This window comes from Catenulispora pinisilvae (assembly GCF_015356865.1).
Classification (GTDB): Bacteria; Actinomycetota; Actinomycetes; order Streptomycetales; family Catenulisporaceae; genus Catenulispora; species Catenulispora pinisilvae.
Window position 1 is genome coordinate 16,043 of the sequence record NZ_JAAFZA010000094.1, and the last position, 21,098, is coordinate 37,140.

Below are 21,098 nucleotides of genomic sequence, written 5' to 3' on the forward strand. Positions count from 1 at the left end.
GCCTCAGAGCCCGGTGGGCAGCAGCAAAGTCAGTATCTTGCGACGCCGGCCGTCGCCCAGATCGCCGTCCTTCCACTGCCCGGTGTCCTGGAAGCCGGCCCGGATGTACATGTCGTAGGCCGTCCAGTTCTCCGGCTTGACGGTCAGCTTGACCGCGTTGATCCCCTTGCTCTGGAGCCAGGCGATGGACTCGTCCAGCAGCCGCAGCCCGATGCGCAGGCCCCGCCGCTCCGGATGCACCCCCAGCGCCAGCAGCCAGCCGACCTGGGGATCGTCGGTGTCCCGCATGCTCAGCGAGTAGCCCCAGATCCCCTCGGAATCCTCGGCCACCAGCCAGGCCACCCCGGAGGGGCCGTACAACTGCATCAGTGTGGAGATGGTGAAACCTGTGCCCTCGAACACTATGTCTTCGAGTTCTGCGATACGCGACAAATCCTCCTGACGCGCACTCCGCACCGACAGAGGTTCCCCCACCCCGTCCCCTGACTGTCATCGAGCCCTTAGACAACCTCCTTGTGCAGGGTCTCTTCAATCGCTTTTCGTGTCAACAGCGACACTTTGTCCCGGACCCGGGTCAAAGTGGACTCCCATTCCCACGTGAGTTGCGCCTCGTTCTCCAGGCGTTGCCACAGACCGCGCATCTCGTGAGGCAGATGGGCCCCCGGATTCCAGACGTGGCCCAGGTAACTCAGCGCCGGATCCAGCTCATCCTCCGGCCGGCGGCGGCGGGACCGGGTCGAGCGGTCGAAGGCGTTTCGCAACGCTGACAATAACCAGTGGTGCAATGCCAGAATCTCGCAGAACTCGACGAATTGTGGTAGCAGCTCGGCCGGAGTGCCGATCCGCACCCGCAGCATTCCGTCGTCCCGCAGCTCCACCAGGCTGTCCGGTTCCACGCCGTCCTGGACGTGCACGGCCCACAGCAGGCGGCCGGTCTCGGTCTTCAGCCGGGCCCGCCGGTCTATCTGCGGCGCCCGGTCCAGCAGGGACATCACGTAGGCCCCGGTCTTACCCAGGTCCAGCAGGGTGCTGTCCACGGCTCCCCGCAGGAACCCGGTCACCAGGTCGGCGGGGTCGGCCTTGTTGATCGCTTCCACGACGCCGGTCCGGGCCGCGTAGTGCGCCCAGGGCAGCCGCCGGCGGTTGGCGTCCAGCAGGACTTCGACGCGCGCCGAGCCCTGCAGGATGTGGCCGGCGGTGAGCACCGCCCGGGCCCGCGCCGTCCCGATCACCCTGGGCTGGGAACCGGATCCGGGCGGGACGGCCAGCCGACAGTCCAGACCGAAGAAGACGTCCGGGGAGACCACCTGCTCGATCGGGTGCCGGTGCCAGTCCGCGCTGACGCCGGGAAGCAGGGCCAGCGCCTGGCGAGCCGCTTCCAGGGGAAGCGGCTCGGAGGTGTTCAGCAGACCGGTCGTCACGGCCCCGAGGACGACCTGTGGTCGCTGCCCACTCGGGTCGGACGGCCCGACAGTGCGCGCCATCAATTCCCGCCGGCCAGGAAGAAGTGGCTCAGCCGGTCGGCGATGACCGGCGGAAGGGGTACGTTCTTCGCGCCCGCCTGCCGTTCGAGCGATTCCACCACCGCCGGGTCGGGGAGGAAGTGGTTGATGATGTTCTGCACCGAGTGCTCGATCGGCAGGAACGTCCGGGGCATGATGCTCAACGAGCGGTAGGCGTAGAACGGCTGGGCGTTCGGGTTGACCTTGACGATGTCAGGGCACTGATCCCACTCCTTGCGCCACTCGCCGTCGAAGTCGGTGACCTTCAGCGCGGGCTGGCCGTCCTGGCGCAGCAGCCCCAGCCGGATGAGCTGCCAGACCGCGGCCAGGAACGGACAGGAATACCGGCGGCCCAGCTCCCCGTCATCGCCGCCCACCGGTCTGGCCTGGCTGTCCCAGAGCTCGACGTCGAGGTAGATCGAGTGGTTGCGTTCGCCGTATTCGTGCGCCGGTTCCCACCCGTGGGCTTGCATGGTCTCCAGCACATGGGACTCACGCGGCGGCCTCCCGTTCGACATCCACCCCGACATCGAGGTCGGCGGACGCCCGCCATTGGCCCCCTCCGGGGACGGCTCCTCCAGAAGCCGCGTGGCGACCAGTTCCGCGGTCTGGAAGCCGTCCAGCCGTCGCGCGCACGCTGATTCCCGGGCGACGTAGTCGATGACGACGCCCGCCTCGCGCGAGAGCCGCAGCAGCTTCTCCATTATCTGCGGGGCATCCGGCCAGTGCTGGAAATAGTCGTCGACCAGGAAGCAGGTGCTGACCCGCGGCCGCTCACCGCCGCTGATCGCCGAGGCCTTGGCGGCGTCCAGCCAGGGCTTGACCCGCTCGAACTGGGTGCGGATCGGCTCCTCGCCGTTCTCCAGCTCGTCCATGTAGAAGTGGCCGACCTCGACCGACAGGTGCGACAGACCCAGGTTCTGCACGATCGTGCCCTGGTTGCGCTCGTGGAAGACCGGGGCCTGGGCATCCGGGGCCGCGGAGAACATGGTGCTCACCGTTCGAAACCTTCCCAGGCCTCGTCATCGATCAGTTTTTTCGCGAGTTCTTCGAACGCCTGAGTGGTGGCCTTGTTGGCCAGTCGGCGCTTGACGTCCACATCCATGATCACCTGCTCTCGCCACAACAGCATCGGCTCCAGCGGGGTGGTGCTGGCCAACAGATCCAGCCCCAGCCCCCGGCCCTTGGCCAGGGTTTTGAGTATGTCGTCGCTGCGGCTGAGCCAGGCCTCCTGCTCAGCGGTGGTCTCCTTGCCGAAGGCTGAGGCGTCCGGCACCGCGGTGCGGACCGTCCGCACCAGGCGCAGGAACTCCTGCTTGACGAAACCGGACTGGACGGCGCAAGAGACGATGCCGTTCTCCTCCAGCAGCAGACCGCTGGCGGCGATCACGTGTTGTGTCGTCCACCGGTGGAACAGCAGCCAGCGAACCGCCTCTGACTTCTTGGGCCGGTTCTCCGGCGAGATCGCCTGCACGGACATGTCCAGCGCCGAGGACCGCCCGGCGCTCAGGTCGACGATGCAGACGTCGAACTCGCGCTCGACGGTTTGGAAGAGCTCTGTCGCCTTCTTGATGTGCGCGTTGGTGAGCGCGAACTCCGCACCGCCGGAGTCGCCGGGGAACAGGGTCAGTTTACCCGAGCCCGGCGGCCGCTCCTTGAGCGGCTGGCGCTCGGTGGTGCCGCGGATGTCCGCGCGCACCGGCTCGGTGGCCTTGCCGCGGATGTAGGAGTGCAGGCCGCCGTTTTTGGTGCCGCGCTCCAGGTCGGGGATCTCGAAGATCGCTCCGGCCGTGGGCGAGCCGAAGTCGAAGTCCAGGTACGCCACGTCCTGGCCGAGCAGCGACAGCCGATAGGCCAGGTTGCAGCTGGTCACCGAGCGGCCGGTGCCGCCCTTGTCGGAAGAAGAGAAGATCAGCATGGTTACTGGCTCCGCCCGGCGTCCTCGCGAGCCTCTTCCAAGGCGTCCAGCAACCGCAGCGCACGCTCAGCCAGCGCGATCGCGGTGCTCGTGCGGCGGAAGCGCAGCTCACGCGAGCGCTTGATGTGCTCGCCGATCTCCTGAAGCCGGTCCCGCAGGTTGGTGCGGTCGTTGACGTTGGAGCGCAGCAGCTCCTGGTTGTATACGTGGTCTGCCTCGTGCAACAACCGGAGCAGATGGTCGTACATGCGGGAGCTGCGGGGCGGTTCCTGCTCGAACGCGGTGGCGGTGGCGACCAGGGCCTCCACGACACGCTCGGTCAAGTACCAGGAGGGACTGTCGAACGAGATGTTCTCCAGGCCGGGGAAGTGATGGAGGCTGTCCCACAGCTCGACCGGGTTGTTGTCCCGGATCAGGCGGCGCTCGTTGAGATGGTCCATGGCCGCCTCGGCGACCGACAGGAGCGCCTCGCGGGCCTCGATGTTGTCGGTGAGCTGCGCGGCCTGCAAGGACCGTTTGATGATCAGCGGGGCGTAGTCCGTGGTGTACAGCGCCAGGCGCGTGCCCACCAAGTCCTCACTGCCGCCCAGGCCCTGCCGCACGCCGGGGTGGTGCAGCGCCACGGCGGGGTCGTTGTCGATCATCCGGCGGGTGATGCGGCCGCGGGTGGCCAACTCCTGGATGATGCCGACCGCCTTGATCAGGTCGGCGTCGGTAGCGGCCCGGTTGATCAGGTCCTGGATCAGGACCGACATGACCAGCAGGGAGTAGTAGTCGGATTCCTCGCCGTCACTGGTGCGCCAGGGGATGTCCTCCAGCGGCCATCGTTCCGGGTCGAAGCGCGCCACCGCCGACCAGTACCGCTGGGTCAGGTCCCACCGCAGGGCCAGCGCGTCGGACAGCCGGCGCTGGTCCTCGTCGAGGATGTTCAGGGCCCTGATCCGGCGGGAGTTGAGGTCGACGATGCCGTCGAGGGCGGACACGGTGAAGTACAGCCAGGGGCGGGTCGTCGCGTACCCCTCCTTGGCCGCCAGGGTGAAGTCGAAGCCGTCGATCGGCTCCGCGCCCTGGGCGATCCCCCAGGTCCAGCCGCACTCGAAGAGCTGGTCGTCGTCGGGCTTGGTCTCGTCCGGCACGCCCAGACGCACGTCGGCGTGCAGCTGGCTGCGCAGCCGGCCGAACCGGGTGCTCAGGCCCTGCTGTAGCTCCGCGTCGGTGGTGTCGCCCTGCCGCAGCATGTTGAGGATGTTCTGGCCTTCGGCGGTGTCCACGCTGACGGAGTTCACCACGAAGCTGCGGAGCATGCCGATCATCGCCGCGGTCAGCCGCCGGGAGGCCCGCACCCGCAGGTCGCCGAGCTTGTCCAGCTGCCGGGCCTGCTTCTCCTCCTCGGCACGGGCGTTCACGAACACCAGCAGCGACAGGCACAGCGTGATCGACATGGAGTAGGCGTCGACGACTTCGAGCTCCTGGACCCGCTGGTCCGTCGGCGGCGCTTGGTTCGGATCCAGGGTCCCCAGATAGCTGCCCGCACCGAACCGCGGCTGGCCGTCCTCGGCGGTGTGGTTGTCGAAGTACTCCAGCGCCACATCCACCAGCGTGCGCGAGATCCGGCTGGACTCCCCCAACGGCCGCAGCACCTCGAGCACGTCGTCGGGAATGGCGTCGGGATCATAGACACCGAAGGTGTCGATCTGGGTGATCGGGTAGAACAGACACAGGAGCTGTTCGGCGTCCGCGATGGGGTTGGATTTGGCGCGGCCGCCCCAGGTCCACTTCTTGCCCTCGTAACAGTCCTTCAGCATGTCACGCCAGATGTCGAGGATCTGTTTGCGCGGTTCGATTCTCACCGTGGTAGCCGCCTATATTCAAAAACTGAAAGGTGTCGACGAGCGAAGCCGATGGCGGATCTTATCAGTGTTCTGAGCTTGATCTTTACGCGCGACTCGCCGTTTTGCGCCCAGCTCTCGTCGTCGCACACACCCGACCATTCACAGCATAGCGTGAGCAACCGATGTCAGTAAGCAGGCAGAGTCGACGGAGATTGGTATGATCTACGAGCATTCGCCCGTTTCTGCGATACGGCTGCGCCTCGTGGGGGAAAAGGATCTTGCGGCGCTGGAGCTCCTCGACCGGGAAGTGTTCGACGACGCCGGTCACCCCCTGATGTACCTGACGTCGCTGTACCTCTTGTTCCAACAGTCTTGGTACGTCGCCGAGTACGACGGCGATCTGGCGGGCTACACCCTGGTGTGTCCGAACTCGGACAACTCCGAAGTCTGGCTGATGGGACTGGCGGTCAGCAGCGAGTATCAGGGCAAGGGTATCGGGCGCCTGCTGATGGACAAGGCCATGGAGCTGATGATGGCCTCCGGAGCCTCCGACGCCTACATCACCGTCCGCCCCGACAACAAGGCCGCCCGCCACCTCTACGAAGCATTCGAGTTCACCGCAGAGGGCGAGGTACGCGACAACTTCTACGGGAACGGCGACCCGTACCAGGTACTCCAACGGTCTCTGGTCACGGACCCGTATATCGCGGCCCTGTCCTAGCCCCTGACCAGGAACGCAAAGAAGATCGCCGTCGAGATGCTCCCGAAGTAGCTCTCGATGACCAGCAGCACCTGCGCCGCCGACCCGAAGTTGGCACCCAAGGAACCGAACTGCAGCGGGTTCAGAAAGTCGATCAAGCAGCCGTGCAGCGACCGCGCGTACCCAGCCGGTCCGCACAGCCAGACGGCCACGCTGAACACCAGTAGCGTCACCGCCATCCACCCGAGCATCCGGAACGGGCGGTAGCCGTACCCGCAGATCGCGTCGTACATCGCCTCGAAGAAGCGGGCCGGGCCGCTCTGGCGGGCCTGCTGTTGCGCGCGCCGCAGGTTCAGCAGCGAGAGTTCCCGCTTGCGCTTCTGCTGGAGCTGGAGGAACAGGTCTGCCGCGCTCTGGAACGCCAACATGGCATGCCCCGGCATCCCGAGCGCGACGAATTCCTTGCCGATCGCTTCATAGTGGGCTGCGATGCGTCCGTTCTGTGTGCGGCTGAGGCGGAACTGTCCGCGCCTCTCGGTCTCGGTCGCCAGGAAGGACCGGATCACCGCTGCCCGGCGCGCCTCGGGATCCCCGCTCGTGGTCTTGCGCCACTCGTAGAATTCCTTCTCCAACGCCAGGTCGCCACCGCGTTCCCGAGGGGAGGGGACCCGACTGTCGAAGGCGTACACCAGGGGAGGCAGGTAGCTGTCAAGAAGCTCCAGTAGCTTCTCTTCGCCAAGATTCTTCTCGGTGCCGTCGCGGTATCTCAGCTCGCACTTGGCTATGTCGTCGATCACTGATTCGACGCCGGGGAAACTCGAGGTCGGCACTTACGCGAGTTTAGTGATGATCCGATAGCACGTCGATGACCTTCTGATACACAGCCAGGGTCCTTACCCGATTCTCAGGCGCACGGCCGAGGCGGACGCGCCGCCCGCCCCGGAGCCGTGACCGCGAGACCCTTGACCGCACCCACCGGCGCCGCTTAGGCGATCCCCGCCAACTCAGCAGCCTCCACCGCCGTCCGGACGATCCCCAACCGGGTCTCCCGATCCCCGAAGGCCGCCGCCACGCTCAGCGTCGTCACCCCGGCCTCCTTATACGCCGTCATCCGCTCCGCGATCCGCTCCTTCGGCCCGATCAGGCTGGTGCGGTCGATGAACTCGAACGGGACGGCGGCCGCCGCGCCGGCGTAGTCCTTCGCCAGGTATTTCTGCTGGACCTCGTCGGCTTCCTTCTCGTAGCCCATACGGCATGCGAGCTGGTTGTAGAAGTTCTGCTCCTTGCTGCCCATGCCGCCGATGTACAGGGCCGCGTACCAGCGGACCAGGTCCGCGCACAGTTGGACGTCGTCGCCGATGACGGTGGGGACCGTCGGGGCGATGTCGAAGCCGTCCAGGTTGTTCTTGCCGGCCTTCGCCCGGCCCGCCTTGATGTGTTGCAGGTGTTCGGCCGCGTGCTCGGGGCTGAAGAAGACCGGGAGCCAGCCGTCGGCGATCTCGCCGGTGAGTTCCAGGTTCTTGGGGCCGATCGCGGCGAGGTAGACCGGGATGGTTTCGCGGACCGGGTGGACCGTCAGCTTCACCGGCTTGCCGGGGCCGCCGGGCAGGGGCAGTTGGTAGTGCTTGCCCTCGTAGGTGAGGCGTTCGCGGGTCAGGGCCTTGCGGACGATGGCCACGTACTCGCGGGTGCGGCCCAGGGGGGCCGCGAACGGGACGCCGTGCCAGCCCTCGGAGACCTGGGGGCCGCTGACGCCCAGGCCCAGGCGGAAGCGGCCGTCGGACAGGGTGTCCAGGGTGGCGGCGGTCATCGCGGTCATGGCCGGGGTGCGGGCCGGGATCTGGAAGACGGCCGCGCCCACGTCCATGTGCTGGGTGTGGGCCGCGATCCAGGTCAGGACGGTGGCGGCGTCGCTGCCGTAGGCCTCGGCGGCCCAGCAGACGGTGTAGCCGAGCCGGTCGGCCTCCTTGGCCACCTCCAGGCTCTCGGCGTCGTTGCCCGCGCCCCAGTAGCCCATGTTCACGCCGAGCTTCATCGCCCACTCCTGTCCGCGGTTCCCCGCGCTTGATCGCCAGGCCGTCGCCGCTGATATTACTCGTCAGTAGGAAGCGGCGCGATGGTGACGCCGCCCACGCGGTGTCCCCGGCAACCGATAGCGTCACCTGTCATGGAGCAGCGACACCTGGGGCGGACGGGACTGCGCGTGTCCCGGCTGGGGCTGGGCACGATGACCTGGGGGCGGGACACCGACGAACACGAGGCCGCCGACCAGCTCAAGACGTTCCTGGACGCCGGCGGCACCCTGGTCGACACCGCCGACGTGTACGGCGACGGCGACGCCGAGTACATCATCGGCCGGATGGTCGAGGGCATCCGCTCCGACGTCGTGATCGCCACCAAGGCGGTGAGCGTCCCGTTCGGCCCGCGCCGCTTCGACGCCTCCCGGCGCCACCTCCTGAACGCCCTGGACGCCTCGCTGAAGCGGCTGGGCACCGACTACATCGACCTGTGGCAGCTGCACGCCTACGACGCCGCCACCCCGCTGGAGGAGACGCTGGCCGCGCTGGACACCGCGGTGGCCTCCGGCAAGGCCCGCTACGTGGGCATCTGCAACTACACCGGCTGGCAGCTGGCCCGGGCCGCGACCTGGCAGTCCGCCGACTTCAGCCGGGCCCCGATCGCCTCGGCGCAGATGGAGTACTCGCTGCTGCAACGCGGCGTGGAGCGCGAGGTGCTGCCGGCCGCCGTGGACCTGGGCATAGGGCTGCTCCCCTGGTCGCCGCTGGGCCGCGGGGTGCTGACCGGCAAGTACCGCACCGGCGTGCCGGCCGACTCCCGCGCCGCCTCGGCGATGTTCGCGCCCTTCGTCGAGCCCTACCTGGACGGCCCGAGCGAGGGCATCGTGGACGCGGTGTTCATAGCCTCCGACGGCCTCGGCGTGGCGCCGCTGGAGGTGGCCCTGGCCTGGGTGCGCGACCGGCCCGGCGTCACCGCCCCGATCGTCGGCGCCCGCACCGTGGCCCAGCTGCGCGGCTGCCTCAACGCCGAGCTGCTCACCCTGCCCCGGGAGATCCGCGAGGCGCTGGACGACGTCTCCGAACCCGAGATCGGCTATCCGGAGCACACCTGGCAGCCGGCCCGGCCGCGGCTGGTGTCGCAGCACACGCAGAACCAGTGACAAAGCTTGCAAGATATGCAGTAACGATCAAATAGATAAGACCGCACAAACCCGCTCAAGCGCGAACAGAACTCGCGATGGCGCAGGACGGATGGAACGAGAAGTGACGATGACCGAACCGGACGCACCGTCCCTGGACCAGCTCCTGGCCGCCGCCGGGGCCCCGGGCGACCTGGCCCCGCGGGTGGCCGCGACGCTCGGCGAACAGGCCGCGAGCCGGCTGGCCGGCGACCCGTGGCTGATCCTGTCGGTGCCGGGGGTGCGCCCCGAGGCCGCCGACGGCTTCGCCCGCAGCGTGCTCGGCGGCACCGCGGGCCCGCAGGACCCGCGGCGCGCGCGGGCGGTGCTGGGCTGGCTGCTGGACCGGGCCGCGCTCGACGGCCACACCGCGCAGCCGGCCGACGTGCTGTGCTCGGCGCTGGGCACGCTCGGCTTCGGCGACCCGGCCGGGGCCCTGCACGCGGCACTGGAGGAAGGCGACATGCTCGCGTTCTCCAATGCGGTCGAGGAAGAGGACGAAGACGGCTCCGGCGGGGGCGGCGACTCCGAGGGTGACGACTCCGGAACCGGCGCCGCCGATCTGATGATCATCAGGGAGCGCTACGCCTTCGCCGAGGAGGGCGTCGGCGAGGCGGTGCAGCGCCTGCTGGCCACCCCGGAACCGCTCGGCGAGGACTGGGAGCGCCTGGACGCCACCGGCGACCGGATCCACGGCGAGCTGCGGGACACCGTCGGCGCGTACGGACTGACCCTGGTCGCGACCGCGCCGGGCATCGCGAAGACCGCGCAGATCGCCGGGTTCGCCGAGGCCGCGGCGGCGGCCGGGGTGCCGGTGGCGATAATCGGTGGGAACGCCGCGAGTGTGCGGACGCTGAACCGGGAGCTCGGCGGGACCGAGCTGACGGTGCTGTCGGTCGAGGAGTACTTGGCTTCGCTGGGACGCGGTGAGGCGGAGACCGACAAGGAGTCGGCGGGCGCTGGGACGGTGCCCGGCCAGCGGGACGTTTCAGAGGACTCGGCCGCGGATGCCGAGGCGAAGACCGATGACTCCGAAGCAGCCGACACCACGAGCGCTGATGACTCCGAACCGGAGCCCGAAACCGGCACAGGCAGCGCTGAGGCCGAACCCGAAACCGAGCCCCCCGCCCCCGAGTTCGCCGAACCCCAGCCCGGCCTGGTCGTCGTCTCCGCGGCCCACCAGATCGACGTCGAGTCCCTGGCGGCCCTGCTCGACGCGGTCCCCGAGGGCATGCGGGTGCTGCTCGCCGGGGACCCCGCCGAGCCCGGCCCCGCCGGTCCCGGCCAGCCCTTCCGCGACCTGATCGAGACTCGCTCGGACTCACTGACGGCCTACACCTCCGACGGCCGCGTCCCGCGCGTGCGGGCCGCCGACTCCGAGCCGCACCCGCTCACCGACCTGCGCTTCGCGCTGCGCGAGGGGGAACTGCCGCCGCCTACGATCGACCCCGAGAAGCGGCTGGTGATCGTGCCGGTGCGGGACGCCTCCGAGGCGGTGGCGCGCGCCGTGCAGCTGGCCGCCGACTCCATTCCGCGCACCTTCGGTCTGGCGCCCGACGACATCCAGGTGGTGGCCATCCGCGCCACCGGTGACGCCGGCGCGGACACGCTCACCCGGGCGTTGCGCGAGCGGCTGGGCACCGAGCAGGTCCAGGCGCTGACGGCGCGCGAGGCGCTGGGCGGCACCTGGCCGGCGGCCGTGGTGGTGCTGGACGGCCCCTCGTCCGGCAGCCTGACCCGGGCCCTGGTCTACGGGCTGTGCGGGCTGGCCGAGCGGCACCTGTCGATCGTGCACGGCGCGGGTTCGGCGCTGCCGCAGGCCGTGGCCAACGTCCCGGACCGGCCCCGGCACACCCGGCTCCCGGCGGTCCTCAGGGACCTGTGAGGCAAGCAGAGGTAAGCAGAGACGCAGGAACCGCGCCAGTCCCTGTGGGAGGACCGGCGCGGTTCCGTTCGTGCGTGGACTACTACGTGGCCTACTACCTGGCCTGGCCTCAGCCGGTGACGGAGTCCATCGCCGGCAGGTAGCCGCCGGACTGGCCGCCGGCCGTCGGGTGGTAGGACTCGGTCACGTCGGTGACGTTGACCGAGTGCAGCCACTCGCTGAAGTAGTCGCACAGCTCGTGCCCGGAGAAGTTGCTCCGGACGTCGGCGTAGGAGTCGCCGGCGTTCTGCGCCGCGGTCTGGATGACGCTGTCCAGCGTGTCCGCGGCGTTGTTCAGGGCGCTGCGGTCCGTGGTCGACAGGCCCGGGCAGATGCCGGAGTTGCCCAGGTCGTACAGCTCGGGGTAGCCCATCACCACGACCTGCGCGTTGGGCGCGGCGTTGGCGATCGCGGCGAAGGTGTTCGCCAGCTTGCCCGGCAGCACCGAGTTGGCCTGCGCCGTGGCGGTGTTGACGGCGCTCAGGCAGGCGCTGTCGGAGTCCAGGACGCAGGTCTCCATCACCGAGGAGAAGCCGACGTCGTTGCCGCCGATGGTGATCGACACCAGGTTGGTGCCGGAGTTCAGGGCCGAGATCTGGCTGTTCAGCACGTCGTCGGTGGTGGCGCCGGAGCAGGCCACCGAGGTGTAGCTGGCCGGGCTGTGGGCGTTGGCCCACAGCTGTGAGTACGCCAGCGTGCTGCGCAGGCAGCTGCCGGAGGCCGAGGTGTAGGAGCCCGAGCCGACTCCGGAGGAGTACGAGTCGCCGAGCGCGACGTAGTTGACGCCGCTGGCGGCCGAGGCGTTGGTGGCCAACACCGTGGTGAAGGCGGTAGTCACCGCGCCCATGACGATGAGCGCCCGCTTGAGCACGGGACGACGCGTCCGCGTCCGCTTGTGGGGACGAGGGAGCACAGGGAACCTCCATGTGGGGGTGGGATGGGGGTGCGCGTGGATGAGAATGGCACCCGGTCAGGGCCCTGTGAAGACTAAGTTACTAACGAGTTTTGACGAGCGGGTAGCTTCTTGGTTGGCAGGTCAGGACGTTTCGGAGTATTCCCGTCATCCGGTCCGCGGAATCAACCCCATGACGCGGGACCGGACCCGGCGGGTCAGGTGGTCCACCTCGGTCACCCGCAGCGCCTTGGCCGCCAAAACATAGACAACGACCAGAGCCGAGCCCCCGGCCGCGGCGGCGAGCATCGACCCGAGCCGCTCGCCGCCGACGAGCGCCCCGACGTCCTGGGCCGCCGCGTAGCCCACGGCCGCGGCCACCGCCGCGGCCAGCAACAGCCTGCGATAGACCCGCCAGACGCCGTGGCCCGGTCTGGCGGCGGAGCTCCCGGCCAACCGGGGCCGCAGCCGGCGGATGGACCAGGCCAGGCCGACGGCCGAGGAGAGCCCGGTGCCGCCGGCCATCACCACCACCGGCCAGCGGGTGCCGCCGAGCGTGGCACTGGCCGTGATCGCGATCGCGGCGTTCACCGCGCCGGTGATCAGGCCGATGGTGAAGGGGGTGCGGGTGTCGCCGAAGGCGTAGAAACCACGCAGAATCACGTATTGCGCCGAGAACGGGATCAGGCCGAGTCCGGAGGCGGCGAGCATGTAGCCGATCCCGTGCGTCTGCGGGACCGTGGTGTGGCCGTAGCCGAACAGCACCGCGGCGAACTGCGGGCCCAGAGCCAGGAACGCGAAGGCACAGGGCACGATCGCGGCGCCGGAGACGCGCAGGCCCAGCGACAGGTCGTCGCGCACGCCGGCCGGATCGTCGTCGGCCGCCGCCCGGCTCATCCGCGGCAGCAGCATCGTCAGCAGCGACACCGTGATCACCGACTGCGGCAGGATCCAGATCTGCTGCGCCTTGGAGTAGGCGGCGTAGCCGACGCCGGCGTCCGGGTGCGCCTGGTCCACGCCGGCGGCCAGGGACATCACCAGGATGTTCACCGCCTGCCCGACCAGCATGTAGGCCAGCGTCCACTTGGCCAGCGAACCGGCCTGGCCGAGTCCGGCCCCGCGCCAGTCGAAGCGGGGCCGGAAGCGGACGCCGGAGCCGATCAGGAACCAGACCACGACGAGCGCCTGCACCACGACCCCGACCGTGGTGCCGACGCCGATCGCCATGGTCTGCGCGGCGCTGAGGACGGGTTCGTGGTCGCTGCCCTGCCCGAGTCCCCCGCCGACCGCGATGAAGCCGGCGAAGACCGCGACCACGACGACGTTGTTCGCGACCGGGGCCCAGGCGGCCGCCCCGAAGCGTCCGCGCGCCCCGAGCACCTGGCCCACGACGGCGAAGACGCCGTAGAAGAAGATCTGCGGCATGCAGTAGCGGGCGAACGACACGGCCAGCGCGCGCTGGACCGGGTCCAGGTGCCGGGCCGGGACGGCGACGATCCACGGCGCCGCGACGGTCGCCACCACGGTCACCGCCGACAACGCGCAGATCACCAGCGTCAGCAGGCGGTCGACGTAGGCGGCACCGCCGTCGGGGTCCCGGTGCATCGCGGCGACCAGCTGCGGCATGAAGACGGCGTTCAGCGCGCCGCCGATGATGAGGAAGTAGATCATGTTCGGCAGGGTGTTGCCGACGGTGAACGTGGTCGCCAGCATGCCGGATCCGAGCGCCGCGGCTTGCAGCAACTGGGCCGCCATGCTGCCGAAGCGGGACAGGACGGTCACGGCGGCCATCGCGGTCGAGGAGCGCGCGCCGCTGACGGGCTTCGGGCGCGGGGTTGCCTTCGGGCCCTGAGTCGCGGACACATCAGCAGTCGCGGCAGCTTGCGAAGACGCAGAATCCTCAACCGCAGGCCACCACAGATCCTCCCGCCCGAGATACAGATCCGCCGCTCCGGGAGCCGAACGATCCGCGTCGCCGTCGCCGTCGCCACGCACCGCCGGCCCCTGCGCGGCCGGACCCTGTACCGCCGCACCCTGCACCGGCCCCCGCCGCAACGGCAGCAGCTCGGCCAGGCGCGCGGGATCGGCGACCACCCGCAGCATCCCGGTGTCCCAGTCGCCGGCGACCGCCGGGACTTCGAACCGGGCCGCGGTGACGGCCGCGGCCTGCGCGTAGCGGCGCGGGTCTGTCTCGGGTTCGCTCACCGACAGCAAACTAGCAACAGAGCGCTCACTCCTGCGGGTACCGCTTAAGAATCTTGCCCGTCAGATCCGCCAGGAGGTACCCGCCCCGGTAGTCGTCACCGACGTAGACCCGCATCTCCAGGGAGCCGTCGATGTTGTCGGAATCGACGATGACGTAGTGGTAGGTCGGCTTCTTGACGTTCAGCGTGCTGTCCGCGTCCTTGAGCAGCGCCGGCAGCGCGTTCCAGTTCACCTTGGCCGGGTCCAGCGGCTGCTGGTCCTGGTCCAGGGTGCTGCCGGTCGTCGAGAAGGCGGCCTGCCCGTTGTTGAAGTCGTAGGTGTCGTAGACGGTGTCGTCGTCCTTCTTGATCACGTCGAAGCTCGCGTGGTCGTCGTAGACGGTCATCGACGCGATCCGGGTGCCGCCGCTGACCGCGAAGATCTGGGCGATCGCGGTCCGGACCCCGGCCGGTGTGAGCAGGTCCTGCGAGGCGGTCGAGGGCGCGGTCGAGGGGGTCGCGGGCTGTGTGTCCTGGTCCGACGGCGCGGAGAACGTCGAAGCCGTGACCGGCATGGAGAACGTCGGGCCGGTGTTCGCCGCGTCGTCGTCCGCCGTGTGATTGGCGTGGCTCTGCGCCCGGGTCGAGGCCCACACCGAGAAGCCCATGATCGCCAGGACGCACACCGTGGACAACGCGGTGAGCCGGAAGGCCTTCGAGCGGTAGCGCTCGGCGGCCTCCGGGCTCATGCCGCCGGCGGAGGACTGGCCGGGTTGGCTGCCATAGGGGTTGATCGGCGGGCGCCCGGGCGCGCCCGGAATCTGATCGGTGGTCCCGAACGGTCCGGCGGGGCCGCCGAACTGGCCGGCCGGACTGCCGAACTCGCCCGTGGACCCGCCGGACTGCTGGGCGTACGGCATCCGCGGCCCCGGTATCGGCGCCTGGAAAGCGGTCACGCTCTGCCCGGCCTCGACCTGCGCGAACATCGCGTCCAGCACCTCGGCCGAGGGCCGCCGGGACGGGTCCGGGACCAGCAGCGCGCTGAGGATCGGGCCCATCGCACCGCTGCGCACCGGCGGCGGGACGTAGCCCTGAGAGACCGCCGCGATGGTCGCGATGGTGGTCTCGCGGGTGAGCGGGTTGCGGCCCTCCAGCCCGACGTAGAGCAGCAGCCCCAGCGACCACAGGTCCGAGGCCGGATCGCCCTCGATGCCGTGCACACGCTCGGGCGCCATGTACTCCGGCGAGCCGATCAGCATGCCGGTCGCGGTGAGTCCGGGCGAGGCCTCCAGCGCGGCGATGCCGAAGTCGGTGAGCACCGGCGTGCCGTCCGCACGCAGCAACACGTTCGCCGGCTTCACGTCCCGGTGCTGGATCCCGGCGGCGTGCGCGGCCCGCAGCGCGCCGAGCACACCGCGCCCGATGCGCATCGCCTCGCCGACCGTCAGGTCGCGCTCGTCGAGCAGCCCGTCCAGCGAACCGCCGGTCACCAACTCCATGACCAGCCACGGGTGGGCCAGCTCGACGGAGTCGACGATGTGGTGGATCGTCACCACGTTGGGGTGGTGCAGCCGGGCCAACGCCTGCGCCTCGCGCAACACCCGCTCCCGCACCACGCGCGCCTCCGCCGGATCGCTACCGTGCAGCGACGGATCCGGCGAGCGCACCTCCTTCAGCGCGACCTCGCGCTGAAGCATCAGGTCGCGTGCCCGCCACACCAACCCCATACCGCCGCCGCCGAGCCGAGCAAGCAGCTCGAAACGCCCGTCGATCACGTATCCGCCCTGGTCCCCTCCGGTCATGGCCGGAAGTCTAGGGTCAGGGGCTGACCGGTCTTGTGGGCCGAAACATCGTCACCAAACCCGGATATACGGCTTCGATATCACCGATAGGCGGCATAGGCGGGCATGCGAACAGCCGGCCCCCCACCGGTGCCGTCCGGCATTCCTATCCCGGGGCACCGACAGTCCGCAGGCCGGCTGTCCGGTGAAGCAGTCGCCGATGGAGCTAGACGATTGAATCGTCTAGACGACCTCGATCCCGTCGATCTCGTCCTCCGACCCGTCCTCGGCGAACGTGTCGAAGTACTCGTCGTCCTCCTCCTCGTCGCCGATCACGTCGAACCGGCAGACGGTCCGCTCCGGATCGGTGTCGGAGAACGGGTCCTCGAACCACTGGTCGTCGCCGATCGTCTCCGGATCGGCGGCCAGGACCCAGGTGGTGCCGTCGGCGGGGATCAGGCCGAGTTCGTCGGAGCGGTTGTGGATCTCGTCCGGGTCGAACACGTCGAACAGCGCGGCCAGCGAGCCGGCGACGGTGTTGATGTCCACCTCCGGGTCGACCGCGCCGGCGGCCAGGCCGCGGGCCGCGCCCAGCAGCCGCCCGGGGTGCTCGATCTGGTAGTCGCGGCGGATCAGCACGCTGATCGCCTCCGGGTTGTCCGGGTCCGCGGCCACCTCGGGGTACTGGCTCGGGATCTCGAACGGCGTGACCTCGTTGTAGGTGTCGTACAGCGAGTCGTCGTAGGCCTCGGCGGCGGCGGCCATGGCCAGGAAGGCCGCGCGCACGGCGGGGTCGCTCTCGTCCGACCGGCTTTCCACCGCGGCCAGGTGGGCGTCGATCGCGGCTTTGAGGACGTCGGCGGCGGTGCGGACGTCGGCGGCGGTGGGGGTGGTCGGTTCAGACATGAGGTAGACGGTATCCGGTCTTGGCCGTGTCGGCTCGCAATACCCGCCTGCATACCGACAAGAAGGCATGGACTTGTCAGCCCCATGGACGACGCGGCGGCGGCTCGGTAGCGTCGCTGCAGGCGAGGCGGTCGCCCGGCCGCCGCACGGACAGCAGGGGGCGCACATGCGCGCGTACCACGTCACCATCGGCGCGTACGAGTTCGCCGCGACCGAGGAGGGCCCGCAGACCGGCCCCCCGGTGGTGCTGCTGCACGGCTTCCCGCAGACCCCGGCCAGCTGGCAGGCCACCTCCCGGCTGCTGGCCGCCGAGGGCATGCGCACCATCGCCCTGGAGCAGCGCGGCTACTCCCCCGGCGCGCGCCCGACGCAGGTCGAGGAGTACCACGTGGACCGCCTGGTCCAGGACGTCGTCGGGCTGCTGGACGCGCTGCACCTGCCGAGCGCGCACCTGGTCGGGCACGACTGGGGCGCGATCGTCGCCTGGCACGCCGCGGTGGCGCACCCGGACCGTTTCAGGACGTTGACCGCGGTCTCGGTGCCGCACCTGCGCGGCTTCTACGAGGTGCTGGCCGATCCGGGGCCGGAGGGCGAGGCGCAGCGGCAGCGGTCGGCATATGTGCAGCTGTTCCGGATGGAGGGCGAGAAGGCCGAGGACGTGCTGCTGGCGAACAGCGCCCGCGCGCTGCACGACCTGTTCTCCCCGCTGCCGGAATCGGCGATCCTGCCGCACTACGCGGCGTTGGGCCAGCGCGCGACGCTGACCGCCGCGCTGAACTGGTACCGCGCGATCGATGTGAAGCAGTCGGTGGCGCTGGCGAATGTGACGATCCCGACCACGTTCGTGTGGTCCACCGAGGACATCGCGATCGGCCGCCCGGTCGCGGAGCGGTGCGCACAGTTCGTCCAGGGGCCGTACCGGTTCGTGGAGCTGAACGGGATCAGCCACTGGATTCCGGATCAGGCGCCGGAGGAATTGGCGCGCGCTGTGGCCGACCGCGTTCGCTCTGTTGAAAGCTGAGGAGCAAACGCCGCTCTCGGCGTGAATCCGGTCACAGCTGCCGCTCATGGGTCGAGAAACCGTGGCGCGGCTTGGAAAACTGATGAGCGTATGACTACGCCGACGCCTGAAGACCGCGACGAACGCGGCGAACGAGCCCCCCGCCCGCACATCGACCTGTCCGTCACCAAGATCGCCGCCGGTGCCTGCGCCGCCGCCCTGGCCGCCGCGGTGGGCTCGAAGCTGGGAGTGGCCGGCACCATCGTCGGCGCCGCGGTCGCCAGTACGGTGGCCACCTCGGCCAGCGCGCTGATCGGGCACTCGCTCGAACGCGGGAAGACCGCGGCCCGCAAGGCGATGCCGGTGCTGGATCCGGAGGCATACACGACGATCTTGTCGCGGGCCCGGATCGAGCGGGAGTCGGCGGCCGAGCATGACGCGGCGGACCGGGAGGCCCGGACGCATCTGGTGGCGGATGACCGCGCGGCGGTTGACGCGACTCGGGTCGACGCACCTCGGTTCGGCCTGGCCCGGGGCGGCGAGACTCGGGGCAGCGGGACTCGGGGCAGCGGGACTCGGGACGACGAGACTCGGATCAACGCGGCTCGGAGCAACGCGACTCGGGTCGATGAAACCCGCGTCGAGCTGCCGACCGGTGTCCTGAGCAGCGATCTGGACCAGACGATCGTGCTGCACGGCGGCACGCCCTTCGCGGCGGGCCCGAACGCCGAGACCGTGGTGCTGCCGACGATCACGGCCGGTGCCGATGACGCGGCCGATGCACCGCAGACGTGGAAGGACCGCCTCCCCGGCCGCAAGCCGATGATCGCGGCGGCGATCGCGAGCTTCGTCATCGGCACCGGTGCCGTCACCGCTCTGGAAGTGGCGCGCAAGGGCGAGTTCCCCGGCTACCACAGCAACGTGTTCGACCCCGGGACCGGCGGCGGCTCGAACAACCACCAGCCCGCCTCGCAGGATCCGAGCGAGACCGGCGGCACGCACAAGGAGAGCACGCCGTCGCAGAAGCCGGACTCACCTTCGTCGAGCGGGTCCGGGTCCGGGGCCGGCGGGCTGCCGAGCAACACGCCGCCCTCGACCCCGTCGCCGTCGGGTTCCGGGCCGAGCACGCCTTCGGCGCCGTCGTCGACACCGTCGACCAGTCCCTCCACCTCGCCCTCCTCGATCCCCTCCACGCCGCAGAGCAGCGGCAGCAGCACCGGACCGACGACGGCGCCGACTTCGTCCGCCGGCGGGAACACGCCGAGCACTGCCAACACCGGGGCGGGCAAGGCCACACCGAGCGGCGGCGCCGCGGGCTGATCCGCGACGAAGCTGGCGGTATCCCTGCGGACCAGGGCCGCGGCTGGATAGCGTGCCGGTCATGGGTATGGGTTGGGATGTTTATGTCTGCGACGTCGACGGCGCGCCGGCCGTGATCAGCCTGGATCTGGACCTGCGGGAGGCCGCCGAGCGCGGCACACACCCGCAGCGGCTGCACGTCCGGCACGCCTTCCACGCGCCGCGCGCCAACGGCCTGCCCGACGGCACCGAGAACGACGCCATGTACGCCCTCCAGGACGCGCTGGTCGCGGCGCTGACCGAGGGGGCGGACGCGGTCTACCTGGCGTGCATGAACAACCACGGCTACCGCGAGCACTTCTTCCAACTGCCGCCGCACAGCGACGGGCGCGCGGTGGTGGCGAAGGTGGAAGCCGAGTCGGCGGACTACGAGCTGGAGACCTTCAGCGAGGAGGACCCGGCGTGGGCGTACTACACGGAGTTCCTGTGGCCCGACCCGCGCACGATGCAGTACCTGATGGACCGGCGCGTCTTGCAGTCGCTGGCGGAGAACGGGGACCGGCACGACGTGCCGCGCCCGGTCGACCACTACCTGGACGTCCCGGACGAGCGCAGCGGCCGGGCGCTGCTGGCCGAGGCGCGAGCGGCGGGGTTCGGCGGCGCGGTGGAGGAGCGCGAGGGGCACCGGGGGCCCGAGGGTCGGTGGCAGGTGCGGTTGCAGCGGGACGACGCGGTGGAGTTGGACCACATTCACGCGGTGGTGTGGGGGTTGTATGAGATGGCTGAGCGTTTTGGCGGGGGTTATGACGGGTGGGGATGCGTGGTCGCGAAGTAGCGACGCTGGGGGCTGCGCGGTGACCGAGCTGCCGGGCGATCGGGCTGCCTGCTGATCAATCTTCAGCCGACGATGGCAGGCCGGCGGCCAGCACCTCGGCGACGTGCCACACCCGGCGCTCCGCCACCGCCTGCTCAACCTGCGTGCGGCAGCTGAACCCGTCCGCGACGAGCAACGTGTCCGACGACGCGGCGCGGATGGCCGGCAGCAGACTCAGCTCGGCGACGGCCATTGACACGTCGTAGTGCCCGGCGGTGACACCGAAATCCCCGGCCAGGCCGCAACAGCCGGACACCACGGTCGCCGCCACCCCGGCGCGCGCCAGCAGCTCCACCTCCGCCTCGCCGGTAGCACCGCCGGCGTACTGATGGCAGTGGATCTGGATCAGCGCCTTGTGACCGCTCCAGGGTGAAGCCGGCGGGCGCCAGTCGGGAGCGTGCGCGGCCAGGAACTGCGCGGGCCCGGTCACCAGCTCCGCGGCCCGCGCCGCCAACGGATGCGACGGCAGCACCTCGGTCAGCTCCTCCCGCAACGCCGCCGCACAACTCGGCTCCGGCACCACGATCGGCAACCCGGCCTCGATCGCCGGCCGCATCAGCTCCAGCGTGCGGGACAAGACCCGGCGCGCGACGCCCAGCTGTCCGGTGGAGATCCAGGTCAAGCCGCAGCAGCCGGTACGCGGCGGCACCACGACGCGGAATCCGGCCGAGCGCAGCACCGCGATCAGCGCCTCTCCGACGGCGGGGGTGAAGTTCTCGGTGAAGGTGTCGGCCCACAGGACGACCGAGCGCGTGCCTGACAGCGTGCGCAAAGCAGAACCCGACCAGGCACCGGCAGACGTACTCGAATCGGCTCGCCCTGCCACGCCGGGCTGCCGCCCAGCAGCCACTTCCGACCCGCCGGAGCCCGCCGGCCCGGCCGCCGCCGCACCACCAGACCGCCGGCTGCCGAGCGCCTCCGCCGCGCCCGAGTCCGATCCCACCGCCGCGCCCGAGTCGCCAAGCCTCGCCACCGGCTCTCCGCCTTGCCGCGCGGCGATCCCGGGCCCTGACTCCCGCCGCCCAGCAGCCGCATCCGCCCGCAGCGCATCCGCCCGCCCCCGCCGAAACGACCGCACCGCGAACCGCGGC

General features: G+C 70.0%; 18 protein-coding genes. 6 read left to right on the forward strand and 12 right to left on the reverse strand.

Translation table 11 applies throughout. The features are described from left to right. Positions 1 to 3: 3 nt before the first annotated feature. From IZR01_RS24570 to IZR01_RS24590, 5 genes are all read right to left on the reverse strand, one after another. Positions 4 to 366, reverse strand: a complete 363-nt coding sequence (locus IZR01_RS24570) for a GNAT family N-acetyltransferase (RefSeq protein ID WP_194925229.1) — start codon at positions 364 to 366, stop codon at positions 4 to 6. 134 nt (positions 367 to 500) lie between these two features. After that, positions 501 to 1,484: an SCO2521 family protein gene (locus IZR01_RS24575; RefSeq protein ID WP_194896612.1), complete on the reverse strand. Its 984-nt coding sequence runs from the start codon at positions 1,482 to 1,484 to the stop codon at positions 501 to 503. Beyond that, positions 1,484 to 2,491 (reverse strand): SCO2522 family protein, encoded by a 1,008-nt coding sequence (locus IZR01_RS24580; RefSeq protein WP_228555234.1) that lies wholly within the window; start codon positions 2,489 to 2,491, stop codon positions 1,484 to 1,486. The genes IZR01_RS24575 and IZR01_RS24580 overlap by 1 nt, the downstream gene beginning before the upstream one ends. Before the next feature lie 5 nt (positions 2,492 to 2,496). Beyond that, the gene (locus IZR01_RS24585; protein ID WP_194896614.1) at positions 2,497 to 3,420 is read right to left on the reverse strand and encodes an SCO2523 family variant P-loop protein; all 924 of its coding nucleotides are present in this window, start codon (positions 3,418 to 3,420) and stop codon (positions 2,497 to 2,499) included. 2 nt (positions 3,421 to 3,422) lie between these two features. After that, the gene (locus tag IZR01_RS24590; RefSeq protein ID WP_323746492.1) at positions 3,423 to 5,270 is read right to left on the reverse strand and encodes an SCO2524 family protein; all 1,848 of its coding nucleotides are present in this window, start codon (positions 5,268 to 5,270) and stop codon (positions 3,423 to 3,425) included. A gap of 199 nt (positions 5,271 to 5,469) precedes the next feature. Here IZR01_RS24590 and IZR01_RS24595 point away from each other — a divergent pair, with 199 nt between their 5' ends. Continuing rightward, positions 5,470 to 5,973, forward strand: coding sequence for a GNAT family N-acetyltransferase (locus IZR01_RS24595; protein ID WP_194925230.1), 504 nt, complete (start codon positions 5,470 to 5,472; stop codon positions 5,971 to 5,973). On the opposite strand, the gene IZR01_RS24600 is transcribed toward IZR01_RS24595, so the two are convergent. Together IZR01_RS24600 and IZR01_RS24605 are read right to left on the reverse strand one after the other, a co-directional pair. Then, positions 5,970 to 6,749 carry a hypothetical protein gene (locus IZR01_RS24600; protein ID WP_194896616.1) on the reverse strand — a complete coding sequence of 260 codons (780 nt, stop codon included), beginning with the start codon at positions 6,747 to 6,749 and terminating at the stop codon, positions 5,970 to 5,972. The two genes, IZR01_RS24595 and IZR01_RS24600, sit on opposite strands and share 4 nt — an antisense overlap. A 188-nt stretch (positions 6,750 to 6,937) precedes the next feature. Further along, complete coding sequence (locus tag IZR01_RS24605; protein WP_194896617.1) at positions 6,938 to 7,987, reverse strand: LLM class F420-dependent oxidoreductase; 1,050 nt, start codon at positions 7,985 to 7,987, stop codon at positions 6,938 to 6,940. A gap of 132 nt (positions 7,988 to 8,119) precedes the next feature. Here IZR01_RS24605 and IZR01_RS24610 point away from each other — a divergent pair, with 132 nt between their 5' ends. Continuing rightward, a complete protein-coding gene (locus IZR01_RS24610) occupies positions 8,120 to 9,130 on the forward strand; it encodes an aldo/keto reductase (protein WP_194896618.1) in 1,011 nt (336 codons plus the stop codon). A 109-nt stretch (positions 9,131 to 9,239) separates the two neighbouring features. Beyond that, complete coding sequence (locus tag IZR01_RS24615; protein ID WP_194925231.1) at positions 9,240 to 11,033, forward strand: helix-hairpin-helix domain-containing protein; 1,794 nt, start codon at positions 9,240 to 9,242, stop codon at positions 11,031 to 11,033. Positions 11,034 to 11,142: 109 nt separating this feature from the next. On the opposite strand, the gene IZR01_RS24620 is transcribed toward IZR01_RS24615, so the two are convergent. The 4 genes from IZR01_RS24620 to IZR01_RS24635 all read right to left on the reverse strand — a co-directional run bounded on the left by IZR01_RS24620 (position 11,143) and on the right by IZR01_RS24635 (position 16,834). Further along, positions 11,143 to 11,919 carry an SGNH/GDSL hydrolase family protein gene (locus IZR01_RS24620; protein ID WP_194898606.1) on the reverse strand — a complete coding sequence of 259 codons (777 nt, stop codon included), beginning with the start codon at positions 11,917 to 11,919 and terminating at the stop codon, positions 11,143 to 11,145. A 213-nt stretch (positions 11,920 to 12,132) separates the two neighbouring features. Continuing rightward, on the reverse strand, positions 12,133 to 14,169 hold the full coding sequence (gene murJ, locus IZR01_RS24625) for a murein biosynthesis integral membrane protein MurJ (RefSeq protein WP_323747086.1): 2,037 nt from the start codon (positions 14,167 to 14,169) through the stop codon (positions 12,133 to 12,135). A 25-nt stretch (positions 14,170 to 14,194) separates the two neighbouring features. Next, on the reverse strand, positions 14,195 to 15,949 hold the full coding sequence (locus IZR01_RS24630; RefSeq protein WP_194925232.1) for a serine/threonine-protein kinase: 1,755 nt from the start codon (positions 15,947 to 15,949) through the stop codon (positions 14,195 to 14,197). Positions 15,950 to 16,171: 222 nt separating this feature from the next. Next, positions 16,172 to 16,834 (reverse strand): hypothetical protein, encoded by a 663-nt coding sequence (locus tag IZR01_RS24635; protein WP_194898603.1) that lies wholly within the window; start codon positions 16,832 to 16,834, stop codon positions 16,172 to 16,174. 166 nt (positions 16,835 to 17,000) lie between these two features. Here IZR01_RS24635 and IZR01_RS24640 point away from each other — a divergent pair, with 166 nt between their 5' ends. The 3 genes from IZR01_RS24640 to IZR01_RS24650 all read left to right on the forward strand — a co-directional run bounded on the left by IZR01_RS24640 (position 17,001) and on the right by IZR01_RS24650 (position 19,968). After that, the gene (locus IZR01_RS24640) at positions 17,001 to 17,855 is read left to right on the forward strand and encodes an alpha/beta fold hydrolase (RefSeq protein ID WP_194925233.1); all 855 of its coding nucleotides are present in this window, start codon (positions 17,001 to 17,003) and stop codon (positions 17,853 to 17,855) included. Positions 17,856 to 17,945: 90 nt separating this feature from the next. After that, complete coding sequence (locus tag IZR01_RS24645; RefSeq protein WP_194925234.1) at positions 17,946 to 19,154, forward strand: hypothetical protein; 1,209 nt, start codon at positions 17,946 to 17,948, stop codon at positions 19,152 to 19,154. A 61-nt stretch (positions 19,155 to 19,215) separates the two neighbouring features. Beyond that, entirely contained in the window at positions 19,216 to 19,968 is a 753-nt protein-coding gene (locus IZR01_RS24650) for a DUF695 domain-containing protein (protein WP_194925235.1), read from the forward strand. Positions 19,969 to 20,023: 55 nt separating this feature from the next. On the opposite strand, the gene IZR01_RS24655 is transcribed toward IZR01_RS24650, so the two are convergent. Beyond that, positions 20,024 to 20,779, reverse strand: a complete 756-nt coding sequence (locus IZR01_RS24655; RefSeq protein ID WP_228560141.1) for a (Fe-S)-binding protein — start codon at positions 20,777 to 20,779, stop codon at positions 20,024 to 20,026. Positions 20,780 to 21,098 lie beyond the last annotated feature (319 nt).